The 11,809-nt window shown below is 70.1% G+C and carries 10 protein-coding genes; 4 read left to right on the top strand and 6 right to left on the bottom strand.

Annotation, left to right across the window (positions count from 1 at the left end; genetic code table 11):
• Nucleotide 1 precedes the first annotated feature (1 nt).
• Both BO221_RS57785 and BO221_RS51550 read left to right on the top strand, forming a co-directional pair.
• On the top strand, nucleotides 2–133 hold the full coding sequence (locus tag BO221_RS57785; protein WP_143196187.1) for a transposase: 132 nt from the start codon (nucleotides 2–4) through the stop codon (nucleotides 131–133).
• Between the two features lie 293 nt (nucleotides 134–426).
• Nucleotides 427–2,583 (top strand): ATP-binding protein, encoded by a 2,157-nt coding sequence (locus tag BO221_RS51550; RefSeq protein WP_158080064.1) that lies wholly within the window; start codon nucleotides 427–429, stop codon nucleotides 2,581–2,583.
• 14 nt (nucleotides 2,584–2,597) lie between these two features.
• Here BO221_RS51550 and BO221_RS51545 read toward each other — a convergent pair whose 3' ends face one another.
• The 4 genes from BO221_RS51545 to BO221_RS51530 form a co-directional block, all read right to left on the bottom strand.
• Complete coding sequence (locus tag BO221_RS51545) at nucleotides 2,598–3,401, bottom strand: hypothetical protein (protein WP_073568312.1); 804 nt, start codon at nucleotides 3,399–3,401, stop codon at nucleotides 2,598–2,600.
• Between the two features lie 86 nt (nucleotides 3,402–3,487).
• The gene (locus tag BO221_RS51540; RefSeq protein WP_143196186.1) at nucleotides 3,488–4,237 is read right to left on the bottom strand and encodes a hypothetical protein; all 750 of its coding nucleotides are present in this window, start codon (nucleotides 4,235–4,237) and stop codon (nucleotides 3,488–3,490) included.
• On the bottom strand, nucleotides 4,234–5,436 hold the full coding sequence (locus BO221_RS51535; protein WP_073568311.1) for an ATP-binding protein: 1,203 nt from the start codon (nucleotides 5,434–5,436) through the stop codon (nucleotides 4,234–4,236). Before BO221_RS51535 ends, BO221_RS51540 begins: the two co-directional genes overlap by 4 nt.
• A complete protein-coding gene (locus BO221_RS51530; RefSeq protein ID WP_073568310.1) occupies nucleotides 5,436–5,900 on the bottom strand; it encodes an STAS/SEC14 domain-containing protein in 465 nt (154 codons plus the stop codon). Before BO221_RS51530 ends, BO221_RS51535 begins: the two co-directional genes overlap by 1 nt.
• 158 nt (nucleotides 5,901–6,058) lie before the next feature.
• On the opposite strand from BO221_RS51530, the gene BO221_RS51525 reads away from it, so the two are divergent.
• Nucleotides 6,059–7,204, top strand: coding sequence for a hypothetical protein (locus BO221_RS51525; protein WP_073568309.1), 1,146 nt, complete (start codon nucleotides 6,059–6,061; stop codon nucleotides 7,202–7,204).
• A 13-nt stretch (nucleotides 7,205–7,217) separates the two neighbouring features.
• The gene (locus BO221_RS51520) at nucleotides 7,218–9,389 is read left to right on the top strand and encodes a bifunctional alpha,alpha-trehalose-phosphate synthase (UDP-forming)/trehalose-phosphatase (protein ID WP_073568308.1); all 2,172 of its coding nucleotides are present in this window, start codon (nucleotides 7,218–7,220) and stop codon (nucleotides 9,387–9,389) included.
• A gap of 6 nt (nucleotides 9,390–9,395) precedes the next feature.
• On the opposite strand, the gene BO221_RS51515 is transcribed toward BO221_RS51520, so the two are convergent.
• A complete protein-coding gene (locus BO221_RS51515; RefSeq protein ID WP_073568307.1) occupies nucleotides 9,396–10,058 on the bottom strand; it encodes a hypothetical protein in 663 nt (220 codons plus the stop codon).
• 74 nt (nucleotides 10,059–10,132) lie between these two features.
• Nucleotides 10,133–11,791 carry a sensor histidine kinase gene (locus BO221_RS51510; RefSeq protein WP_073568306.1) on the bottom strand — a complete coding sequence of 553 codons (1,659 nt, stop codon included), beginning with the start codon at nucleotides 11,789–11,791 and terminating at the stop codon, nucleotides 10,133–10,135.
• Nucleotides 11,792–11,809 lie beyond the last annotated feature (18 nt).

Below are 11,809 nucleotides of genomic sequence, written 5' to 3'. Positions count from 1 at the left end.
CCTGCCACGCTTCTCGCTGAGGGGCCTCACCAAGGTGCAAGGGGAATTCTCGCTGGCGTGCGCCGTCCACAACCTGAAGAAGTTGTGGAAGCTGGGGTGGGAACTGCCCAGCCTGGCCGCGCAGGCGGCGTAGCCGAGCAGGTCGCTGCACGGCGGTCGCGGCTCCACGGCCTCTGCACCTGGGGCGCCCATATGGCTCCCGCTACGCGCTACCGTACCTCTGGCCGATTCGCCGACACGCTCCTAGGAGTGGGTGGATAAGGTACGACATGGGGGCATGACGGGCTTTTCAGCTCGGGCAGGCGTGCATGGCGCTCTCCTGCCTGCTTGCGCTCCCACCGGACCTTCCCCTGGGAGGTGGGACAGATGCTGGAGCTCGAGTTGCCATCCGTGCCTGGAGCCGGTCTGGAGGGACCGGGCCTCCTCTTGTCGCTTCTGCGCTCGCGCAGCCAGTTCCTCGGGCGGATGAGCCGCGAGCTGGCCTCGTGCACCTCTCAGGAGGAGGTGTTCCGCTGCCTCGGCCGGGGGGTGATGCCGGAACTGGGCGACTGGTGTGACCTGGATGTGCTCCAGGACGGCGTGCTCCAGCGGGCCGCGGCCTTCCGGGCTCCCCATGGCGAGCTCCATGGCCCTCGGGGAAGTGCTCCCTCGTTGCTGGCCCGGCGGGTGGCGCGTTCGGGCCGTCCCGAGTTCCTCCAGGGGCCCGATGAGCAGGTGGCTGTCTTCCTGTCCTCGAGCGAGGAGGAGCTCCCTCGCATCCAGGCCGCGGGGCCGCTGGACTGCATGGCGGTACCCCTTCGGTCCGGTGGAGAGCTCGTCGGGGTGCTCTCCTTCGCCTCGCGTGAGCCGCGGCTGCACCTGGACGAGGACGCGCTGGCGCTCGCCGAGGACCTGGCCGGGTGTGTGGCGCTCGCGCTCGAGACGGACCGGTTGCGCCAGGAGTTGGAGCGGACCCGCCACCAGGCCTGGCGTCAGGCCGCGGATTTCCAGACGCTGCTGGACGTCATCCCCGTGGGCATCGGCATCGCCTACGACCGGGAGTGCCGGCACATCCTGCAGAACGCCTGGTTCGCGCGGATGCACGGCCTGCCGCTCGAGAGCAACATCTCGCTCGGCGCCCCGGACGGAGAGCGCCAGCCCATCCGCTACCTCGACGAGAAGGGCCATGCGCTCGCTCCCGAGCAGCTGCCCATGCAGCGGGCGGCGGCGACGGGCCGGGAGGTGCTCGACGTGGAGCTGGAGCTCGAGGTCAACGGACAGCGGCGGGGCACGCTCGTCATCTCCGCGGTGCCGCTCTTCGACGAGGCGCACCGCTCCCGTGGCGCCATCGGCACCATCCAGGACGTCACCGCGCGCAAGCGGGCCATGGAGGCGCAGCGCTTCCTGGCCGAGTCCAGCGCGGCGCTCTCCTCGTCGTTGGACCAGGAGCAGACCGCGCGCACGTTGGTGCGCCTGTGCGTCCCCGCGCTCGCCAACGTGGCGGCGTTCTGTGGCTGGCGGCGGGATGGGACGCTCGGGATGCTGACGGTGACGCACGCGGACTCCTCGCTCCAGCACATCGCCGACGAGGTGGCCCGCACCTTCGCCATCCCCGAGGGCCATCCCATCCACGAGGTCATGATGTCGGGACGGCCCCGCCTCATCCCGGTGCTCCAGGAGGTGGATAGCTGGTACGCGGGAGGGGAGGCGCAGCGGTTGGGCCCGTGCCATCTACTCGGCGTCCACTCGGTGATGCTCATTCCGCTCACCACCCCGCAGGGCGTGGCCGGAGTGCTCTTGCTGGGCTCGCCGGAGCGGGCCTGCACCGAGGACGACTTCACCTTCGCCAAGGAGTACGCCGCCCACGCCACCTACGCCATCGACAACGCGCGGCTCTACCGCGAGGCCCGGGAGGCCATCGCCCTGCGTGACGAGTTCCTCGGCATCGCCGGCCACGAGCTGCGCACGCCCCTCACGGCCCTGCAGCTCGGTCTCCAGCGGCTCGTCCGCGAGAGCGCCACTTCGGGAGACCCCACGCGGTTGTCCAAGTGGGTGGTCACGTGCCAGCGCCAGGGCGAGCGCCTGGGCCGGCTGGTGGGAGATCTGCTGGACGTGAGCCGCATCACCTCGGGCCGCCTGCCCATGGTGCTCGAGGAGATGGACCTGTCCGCGCTCGTGGAGGAGGTGGCGGCGCGGATGGGGCCGGAGCTGGAGAAGGTGCGCTGTCCGCTCGTGCTGAAGCTGCAGTCACCGCTCCCCGGACGGTGGGACCGCTCGCGGCTGGATCAGGTGCTGACGAACCTGCTCGGCAACGCGATGAAGTACGGGCAGGGCCGGTCCATCGAGGTCTCCGCCATGGCCACGCCCGAGGGGGTGTGCGTGCGCGTCCGGGACGAGGGCATCGGCATCTCCCCGGAGGACCAGGCCCGCATCTTCGGGCGCTTCGAGCGGGCCGTGTCCGAGCGGCACTACGGTGGGCTGGGATTGGGGCTGTGGATTTCTCGGCAGATCGTCACCCAGCTCGGTGGCCACATCCGCGTGGAGAGCACGCAGGGCCAGGGCTCGAGCTTCACGGTCGAGCTTCCGCGGTGGGTGGAGGAGTGAGGGGCTGGATGATGCTAATGCCGCCCCAGCGCCCTGTCCCAGGCCGCCAACTGCACGGCCACCGTGTATTTGTAGGCACTGGAGAAATCATCGAAGTCCTTCGATGGAAGCGTGGAGAGACGCTCGCGCAGGAAGCCTGGGTCGCTGAGCACCTCGCGGTGTTTGAATTCGGCGTCCGTCGCAACCAGGGAGGGAATCATTCGCAGCAGGGCCTCGATGCAATCCTCCCGGGTAGCTCGAGACATGCGCTCCACTGTCAGGACCATGTGCTCGCGGACCGAGGCAGGGCCTCCGGGGCACCATGCCTCCAGGGTCCTGCGGTAGATGTCATCCATGAGCTCTTCCAGCGTGTACTTCTGATCGAATGACCAGAACGCATAGCGAAGGCCTTGGAGCACCTCCCAGAAGCGGAGCACGGCGGCGAACCGTTTCGCCATGCGCTCAGCGCTCCGCAAGGGATGCGGAGACACGACATGGTCGAGGGCCCCCCAAGGGGTGCTGAGGCAGAAGGACTCGAAGTCGTCCCTCATGCGCTGGTGCTCCTCGTCCGGGACTCCCTCATCCAAGTACATGAAGACGCCGCCGAACATGTGCATCCGCCAGAGGGGGTCACCCGTGTCGAAGTCGGCCCCTGAGTGCATTGCCAGCACTTCGCCAGGCGGCACCTGACGCATCTCCCGGGGCAGGGGAAAGGCACCGGTCTTGAGGTACTCCCGGGCCCACCAGCGGCCCTCGGCACCCACCTTGCGGCGGATGGCGGCTTTGGTGCCGTAGAGCCACGCTGGGAACTCGAGCACCTGGGAGTGTTCCGTGTTCATGGCCTTGCGCCCTACCACAGCGGTCAGATGCGTCTCAAGCGCCAGGCACTTCGCGCGCGCCAGGCGCGCAGACGTCTCCCGCCCGCTCAGTGGCAGTCCGCGGGCAAATAGACCTGGCCCTGGAATCCCTTGGGGCGTTCGCCTCCTTCATAGGCAGCCCGGATCGCCTGCTCGGCCAATTCGCCGCGCTGCTCTGCCTCTTCTTTGGGCACCTCCTCTTCCTTTTGAGCGGCCCGCTCCTTCCAGGAAGCACCGGGCTTCTTGCGCCGGTAGCTCCAGCGGTACAGCGTTACTCCGGGCTCAGGCGTGCGCCAGGACAACCTCCAGAGTGCGCCCCCGTTCTCGAATTCGAGGAAGAGCGACCCTTCGAAGCCGGTGCCTCCCGCGAGCTTCTTGTCAGGCTCAACGACTTCATTGAGCGCCGCCAGATAGTGCCCCGCCTGTGCTTTTCCTTCACTGCGTGACGCCTCATCGTCTGGTTTGATCTCGAACAGCACGAGGGCGCGGGTATCCGTGATGTCCGGGCGCAAGAGCCTTACGAACTTCGAAAGACTCTTGGGATTCCCCAACTTCCCATCCCCCACAATGGTGGAGAGGTCTGCATCGAGGAAGACGGCGCTGCGGGGGTGCTGCCTCTGGTACTCTCTGCCAATGGCATAATGTGCGGCCTTGCCAAGGAAAGCACCCCACGGCTCCTTTGAGTCAGGCTGACGGCCAGGGAGCTTGGAGGCAGGTGGCTCCGCTCGGGCGCCGAGGGCCGCCAGGAACACCAGGAGAAAACCCGCCAGCCTCCAGGTGCGCGCCGTCCTGCTTCCACTGCTCCTCATGTCGATCATGCTCCTTCCGGTGCGATGTGGGCTTGGGGCAGCTCCACGAGCGCGAGTGTGCCGCCTCCGGGCGCGGGCTCCAGGCGCAGGGTTCCGCCGTGCTCGTGGGCGATCTTCTGGGCGATGGGCAGTCCCAGGCCGCTGCCCTCGGGCTTGGTGCTGAAGAGGCCTCGGGTGAGCGCGGGGCCCTCGAGCACGCCGGAAATCCCACTGCCGCCATCGCGGATGGAGACGCGCAGCGAGGAGGGGAGGGCCTCGATGGACAGGCGCACGGACGCGGCGCCGGCCGTGGAGGCCTCGGTGGCGTTCTTGACGAGGTTGCCGAAGAGGCGGCGCAGGCCGTCCGGGTCCGCGGAAAGCGAGGGCTCGGGGCCGGGTTGCAGCTCCACCGGCACGGGCGAGGTGTCCTGATAGAGGGCGCACACGTCGGCCAGCAGGGGGCGCAGGGCCACGGGCTGGAAGCGCGGCGCGGGCAGGCGGGCGAAGTCGGAGAAGCTCCGCGTCATCCGCATGAGCCGCTCCACCTCCTCCTGCAGCAGGGCCACGGACTCGGTGAGGCGGGTGGCATCCGGTGGCGCGTCCCCGCGCGACAGCCGCGCCAGCGCGAGCTTCATGCCGGTGAGGGGGTTGCGCAGCTCGTGGGCGAGTGCGCGGGCCACGTCCTGCCACGCCGCTATCTGCTCGGCGGCCTTGAGCCGCTCGCGCTGGGCGGCGAGCTCGCGGCCCATGCGGTTGAACTGGACGAGGAGGAATTGCAGCTCGTCGCGGGGCGAGTCGGGGGCGGGGAGCTGGACGGAGAGATCGCCGCGCGCGTAGGCCCACATGCCGCGGGTGAGGGTGGAGACGGGGCGCGTGAGGGCGCGGCCGAGCAGCACGGCGGCGGCGGTGAGCACGGCGGCCGAGACGAGCAGCAGGACGGCGATGAGCCAGGGGGTGCGGCGCGCGAGCGCACGGCGGGCAAGCTCCGCCTGGGCGAGGTTGAGGCGCGCTTCATCCAGCGTGGCCTGGGAGCGGCCCTCTCGGGCGAGCCCCGCGGACACGTCCTCGAGCACCTGCTCCACGGGCGTCAGCGAGACGGAGAGCAGATCCTCCAGGGCCTGCCGGGCGATGAAGCCGAGCAGCACGAGGGGCACCAGTCCCGTGACGAGCATCACGGCGAGGAGCCGGCGGCGGAAGTTCGCGGGAGGAAGCGTCGGGTCGGAAGGCATCAGCGGGGCGATGTTGACGCCACGCGGGGCCCGCTTCCAGCTTTGGGCTCATGCGGACAGAGGCCCAGTCCCTGCTCCTCGAGGCGCGCGCCCGCCCAGCCCATCGCCTCCCGCTCCTGGGCGGTGACGAAGTAGGGCACGGGCAGCGGTTTGAAGTGCATGACGGTGCTCACCGACAGCCGCATGTCGGGGGACGTGATGACGAGCGCCATCCCGAGCACCACCTCGCGGATGAGGCCCTCGTGCTCCTGCAGCCAGAGGACCTGCCGCTGCCGCTGCTCGGGCGTGGGCAGGCCTACCCGGGTCAGGTCGGTGACGCTGACGTAGCGCTCCCGCCGCCGCAGGCTCGTGGTGATCGTCTCCAGGTAGTGCTCGTGCTGCCGGGACGAAGGCGTTCCCACGAACCGAACGATCCGGAGTGGCCAGTGCGAGTCATCGAAGGTGATGGAGGAGTCGGGAAGCATGGCACTCCACGAGGATCGGGGATTCAGGGCGCGCCGGGAGCTTCCCTGTCCGGCAGGCGGGCGGGGGCGAAAAAAAAGAAGCTGGCCGCGTCCATGTTCAGCAGCGGTCCATTCGCCGGCCCTCCATTCGACGTTCGGTGCTGGTACCCTCCGGGGTGATGTCTCGTTTTCTCGCTCCTTCCCAGGCCTGGCTCTTCGGGCGAGGCGTGGACCTCGCCGTCTTCGCGGGCAGCGCGCTCGTGTCGGTGGTGTTGGTGCTCGCCGCGCCCGCGCTGGGTGCCGTGGGGGATACACCATTGTGGGCGTGGGCGCTGTTCGTCGTCTGTGTCGACGTGGCCCACGTCTGGTCCACCCTCTTCCGCACCTACTTCGACGGGGACGAGCTGCGGACCCGGCCCGGGCTCTACATCACCGCCCCGCTCGCCGCGTACCTGCTGGGGGTGCTCGCATACCTGCTCTCCCCGGGCACCTTCTGGCGGCTCTTCGCGTACACCGCGCTCTTCCACTTCATCCGCCAGCAGTACGGCTGGGTGGCCCTCTATGGCCGCAAGGCCCGCGTCTCGGATACCGAGCGCGTCCTCGACGCCGCCGCCATCTACGCCGCCACCCTCGGCCCCGTGCTCTGGTGGCACGCGAACCTGCCCCGGGCCTTCTGGTGGTTCGTGGAGAACGACTTCGTCTCCGGCCTGCCCGCGTGGGTGGGCACCGGGGCACTCGCCCTCCAGGGGCTGGTGCTGGCCGCGTGGGTGGGCTTCCAGGGGGCGCGCGTCCTGCGCGGCGAGGGCCTCCAGGTGGGCAAGGTGCTGCTGGTGCTCGCCACGGGGGTGACGTGGTTCGGTGGTATCGTGGTGGCCCGGGACGACTTCGCCTTCACGGTGATGAACGTCGTCCTGCATGGCGTGCCCTACTTCGCATTGCTCTTCCGCTACACGCGTGGACGGCTCGCCGAGGGCGGTTATGGCTGGCTGGGGCCCGTGGTGCGCGCGGGCCTGCCCGGCTTCCTGGGGGTGTTGTGCGTGCTCGCCTTCGGGGAGGAGCTGCTCTGGGACAAGCTGGTGTGGCACGAGCGGCCCCTGCTCTTCGGCGAGGCCGGTCTGGTGCTGCCCCCGGACGTGCTGGCGCTCGTGGTGCCGCTGCTCGCGCTGCCGCAGGCCACGCACTACGTGCTGGACGCCTTCATCTGGAAGACGAGCCGGGAGCCCCGGTTGCTCGTGCGGCTCGGGTGGACACTCCGTGGCGGCCAAGGTTCTAAAGGTGTCACGGCCCCCACTTCCGCAGTGGCCATCCCCGGCGCGGCTGAGTAAGGGTCGGGGACGTATGTCCCGACTCCTGCTCGTTTCCAATCGCCTCCCCGTCACTGTGAAGTCGGACAAGGATGGGGTCTCCGTGGTCCGCAGCGCCGGAGGGCTCGCCACGGGCCTGCGCGGCCCGCATGAACGCTCGGGGGGCGTGTGGATTGGCTGGCCCGGGGATGTGTCGCGCCTCACGCCGCCGCAACGCGCTTCCGTGGAGGCCCAGCTCACCGAGCTGCGCTGCGTGCCCATCCACCTGAGCGCCAGCGAGGTCGGCCGCTTCTACGAAGGCTACTCCAACCAGGTCCTCTGGCCGCTGTGCCACTACTTCCTCGACCGCATCCCCCGGCAGGACCGGGACTGGGACGTCTACCGCAAGGTGAACGAGCGCTTCGCCGACCTGGTGGCGCGGCAGTACCAGCCCGGGGACACCATCTGGGTGCACGACTACCAGCTCATGCTGGTGCCGGCCCTCCTGCGGGCGCGGCTGCCCCAGGCGCGCATCGGCTACTTCCACCACATTCCCTTTCCCTCGAGTGAGATCTTCCGCAGCCTGCCGCACCGCGTGGAGCTGGTGCGCGGCCTGCTGGGCGCGGACCTCATCGGCTTCCACACGCACACGTACGTGCGTCACTTCGCCAGCACCCTCATGCGGCTGCTGGGGCTGGAGACGGTGGTGGACCGTGTCGAGCACGAGGGGCGCGAGGTGCGGCTGGGGGCCTTCCCCATGGGCATCGACGCGCAGGCCTTCGAGAACCTGGCCAACGACCCCGGGGTGCTCGACGAGGTGCGCGTACACCGGGAGAAGAGCCCGGGGCAGCGGCTGGTGCTGGGCGTGGACCGGCTGGACTACACCAAGGGGATTCCCCGCCGGCTCCTGGCGGTGCAGCGGCTGCTGGAGCGCGAGCCCGCGTGGCGTGGCCGGCTGCGCTTCATCCAGGTGGCCGTGCCCAGCCGCACCGGCGTGGCGGACTATGCCGCCTACCGCGAGAAGGTGGACGAGCTGGTGGGACGCATCAACGGCCTCTACGGCGGCGTCCACAACGTCCCCGTGCACTACCTCTACCGCTCCTTCAACGAGAAGCAGCTCGCCGCGCTCTACCGCGCCGCGGACGTGATGCTCGTCACCCCCATCCGCGACGGCATGAACCTGGTGGCCAAGGAGTTCTGCGCCGCGCGCCCGGACGAGGACGGCGTGCTGGTGCTCAGCGAGTTCGCCGGCGCGGCGGACGAGCTGGGGGACGCGATGATCGTCAACCCCTACGACGTGGAGAGCATGGTGGATGCGCTGGAGATGGCGCTGGAGATGCCGCAGGAGGAGCGGCGCACGCGCATGCGCACCCTGCGCGCCCGGGTGAAGGAGTACGACGTGCACTGGTGGGTGCGCTCCTTTCTGGAAACGCTCGAGTCCACACCCGTGGCCCCTCCGCGCGTGGAGCCCGCGGGCGCGGAGGTGGCGCTCGAGCGCATGCGCCAGGCCGAGCGCCTGCTGCTCCTCATCGACTACGACGGCACGCTCGTCCCCTTCGCGCCGAGGCCGGAGCTGGCCGCGCCGGACGTGGCGCTGTTGGACCTGTTGCAGCGGCTCGCCACCCGGCCCGATACCCAGGTGCACATCGTCAGCGGGCGGACCAAGGAGACGCTGGAGGCGTGGCTCGGCGCGCTCCCCGTGGGCCTGCACGCCGAGCACGGGCTCTGGTCTCGTTCCGCGCCGGGCCAGGAGTGGAAGGCCCTGGATGGGGTGCCCACGGATTGGAAGGCCCTGGTGCGGCCGGTGCTCGAGGCCTTCGCCGCGCGTGTGCCCGGAGCCCTCGTGGAGGAGAAGTCAGCGTCGCTCGCGTGGCACTACCGGCAGGTGGACCGGGTGTTCGGCGCGAGGCAGGCGATGGAGCTGCGGTTGCACCTCGGCGAGGTGTTCGCCCACGGCCCGCTGGAGGTGCTGCCCGGCGACAAGGTGGTGGAGGTGCGCGCGCGCGGGGTGAACAAGGGCCGCGTGGTGGGCACCATCACCGAGGGCATGGCTCCCGGCACGTTGGTGGTGGCTCTCGGCGATGACCGCACGGACGAGGACCTCTTCGCCGCGCTGCCCGAGGGGAGCCTCGCCATCCACGCGGGCGGCAAGAAGACGCGCGCCCGCTACCGGGTGGATGGCCCCACCGAGGTGCGCCAGTTGCTCGCCGCGCTGCTGCCGGGCTGAGCCGGCTCACAGCCGGATGTTCTCGTACTCGAGCAGCGCCGCGAGCCCGTCCTCCATGGCCTCGCGGGCCACGGCCGTCTGCCGGTGGAGCAGCGCGTGCATCCGCTGGTCCTTCTCGTCGCGGCTCTCACAGCCCTTCGAGTACTCCTCGAAGGCGAGCAGACCGCTGATGAGCTGGGCGAGGTGGTTGGGGCACTCGCACTTCACCGTGGCCACCACCTCCAACAGCCGGCCGAGCTGCTCGTGGGTGAAGCGCGGGGGCTTCGGCTCGCGGGACGGGGCCTGGGGCACCTCCCGGCTCCGGGCCTGACGCGCCTCGTCCATCGCCCGGTGGACGTGGGTGCGCAGCAGGCTGAGCGGCAGCGGGCCCTGGACGAAGCGGATCCGTTGAGAAGTGAGCGCCTGGAGCATGCCGTGGTGCGTCAGGCGGTAGCTGACGACGGCGTGCGCGGCGCCGGTGAGGGAGAGCAGCTCGGGCACGAGCCGCTCGGGCACCTTGCCCAGGTCCACGAAGTCCAGCGCGAGCACCTGGGGCCGGAGCGACGGCACCTCGGCACGGAATGTCTCCAGCGAGGTTCCCGCCCACAGCACTTCCAGGTCCCGCATGGCCTGCGGGTTCGCCTGGAGCTGGCTGGGGTAGGTGTCTCCCAACAGCGCCAACGTCACCATGTGTGTTGCCCCCTTGTCCCGGAGCGGGCCGGCGCATGGATGCGCGAGGGAAGAGTGCGTTTCTCCGAGGGTGCTCAGGCGGCCTTGCCCGGAGCCCCGGCCTCACTGGCGATGGGCAGGATGATGCGGAAGGTGGTGCCCCGGCCCGGCTGGCTCTCCACGGTGAGCTCTCCCCCGAGCGAGTTGATGATGCCCTGACACACCGGCAGGCCCAGCCCCGTGCCCACGCCCACCGGCTTGGTGGTGAAGAAGGGCTCGAAGATGCGCGGGAGGTTCTCCGGGGGGATACCGCACCCGGTGTCGCTCACCGCCAGCGTGACGTGGCCGGGCCCGCTCCGTCTCGCCACCACGCGGATTTCATTCTGCTCCACCCGGCCCGGCTCGATGGCGTGCGCCGCGTTGATGAGCAGGTTGAGCAGCACCTGGCTCAGCCGCGCCCCATTGCCGCGCACCGGCGGCGCGTCCGCGCAGTCCTCGACGAGGCGGGCGCGGGAGCGGATCTCATGCGCGGCCATCTTGGCGGCGCCCCGCACCACCGGGCCCAGCTCCACCGGGCCCACCGCGGTGTCGTCCGGCCGGATGAACTGCCGGAGATCCTGCAGGATGAACTGGAGCCGCTCGGCGCCCTCGCACGCCTCGGTGACGGCCGCGAGCATCTCCCGCCACTCCTCCTCCGTGGCGGTGCCCTGGGCCCGGCCCAGCTCCTCCTGGAGGTAGCGCAGGTTGCCGAGGAGGTAGGCCAGGGGGTTGTTGATCTCATGGCCCACGCCCGCCGCCAGCCGGCCCATGGTGGCGAGCCGGTCCGCCAGCAGCAGCTGGCCCTGGGCCTCCTGGAGCTGTTGGAGGCTCTGCTCCAGCCGGGTATTGGCCGAGGCCAGCTCGGCCGTGCGCGCGTGCACCGTCTCCTCCAGCAGGGTGTTGTAGCGCTGCTTCTCGCGCATCAGCTCGCGCAGCTCGGTGGCCATCCGGTTGAAGACGCGCGCCAGCATGGCCAGCTCATCGCGCCCCTTCACGGGCAGCTCGTGCTCGAAGTCCCCGTGGCCGATGCGCTCCGCGCCCGAGCGCAGCTCGCTCAGGGCGCGCTGCATGGGCTCGAGGATGGCCAGGGCGATGCCCACCACGAGCATCAGCGCCAGGGAGGGGATGATCTTCGCCAGCTGGTTGCCCAGCCGCGTGCGCTCGTCCCAGCGCTGCCGGTACTCCGCCATCCTGGCACGCTCCGCCCGGATGGCCTCCTCGATGGGGTCGCCCACCGACTTCTCGAAGTCCAGGAACAGGTCCCACCAGGCGTCGGGAGACAGCTGTCCTCCCTCCTCCACCCGGCGGGCGAGGTCCTGGGCGCGCAGCGTCCAGCGGTGCTGGGCCTCGTGCAGCAGGGCGATGCGCTCGCGGGTCTGCTCCAGCCACGCCTGCCCGTCCCGGGCCGTCGGGAGCCCGGCCTCCTGCAGCACGAGGGCCTCGAGCCGCGTGAAGGCCTGGTCCATGCGCAGGTCCTGCTCGCGCACCAGGGGCGAGAGGTCCGCCTCGTCCCGCTGCGCGTGCCGCAGCGCGTCCACGAAGGGCCAGGAGCTGTTGTGCATCTGGCCGTAGAGGTCGATTTGATCCTGGATGAGGCTCAGGTGCCGGCGGGTGCTCAAACCCCGCCGGGTGCCGTTGAAGAGCTCCACGCCCATCGCGAAGACGAAGCCGATGGCCACCACCACGAACAGCCAGACCTTCGCGCGCATCGTCATACGGCGTCTCCCCGTGGC

Source organism: Archangium sp. Cb G35, from assembly GCF_001896145.1.
GTDB lineage: Bacteria > Myxococcota > Myxococcia > Myxococcales > Myxococcaceae > Archangium > Archangium violaceum.
This window is presented reverse-complemented; position numbering and strand designations above follow the sequence as displayed.

Bases quoted from the DNA above. Each gene is read 5' to 3' on its own strand.
- BO221_RS51520 (WP_073568308.1), top strand. From the start codon at position 7,218: ATGTCCCGACTCCTGCTCGTTTCCAATCGCCTCCCCGTCACTGTGAAG.
- BO221_RS51535 (WP_073568311.1), bottom strand. From the start codon at position 5,436: ATGCCTTCCGACCCGACGCTTCCTCCCGCGAACTTCCGCCGCCGGCTC.
- BO221_RS51510 (WP_073568306.1), bottom strand. From the start codon at position 11,791: ATGACGATGCGCGCGAAGGTCTGGCTGTTCGTGGTGGTGGCCATCGGC.
- BO221_RS51540 (WP_143196186.1), bottom strand. From the start codon at position 4,237: ATGATCGACATGAGGAGCAGTGGAAGCAGGACGGCGCGCACCTGGAGG.
- BO221_RS51545 (WP_073568312.1), bottom strand. From the start codon at position 3,401: ATGAACACGGAACACTCCCAGGTGCTCGAGTTCCCAGCGTGGCTCTAC.
- BO221_RS51525 (WP_073568309.1), top strand. From the start codon at position 6,059: ATGTCTCGTTTTCTCGCTCCTTCCCAGGCCTGGCTCTTCGGGCGAGGC.
- BO221_RS51515 (WP_073568307.1), bottom strand. From the start codon at position 10,058: ATGGTGACGTTGGCGCTGTTGGGAGACACCTACCCCAGCCAGCTCCAG.
- BO221_RS51530 (WP_073568310.1), bottom strand. From the start codon at position 5,900: ATGCTTCCCGACTCCTCCATCACCTTCGATGACTCGCACTGGCCACTC.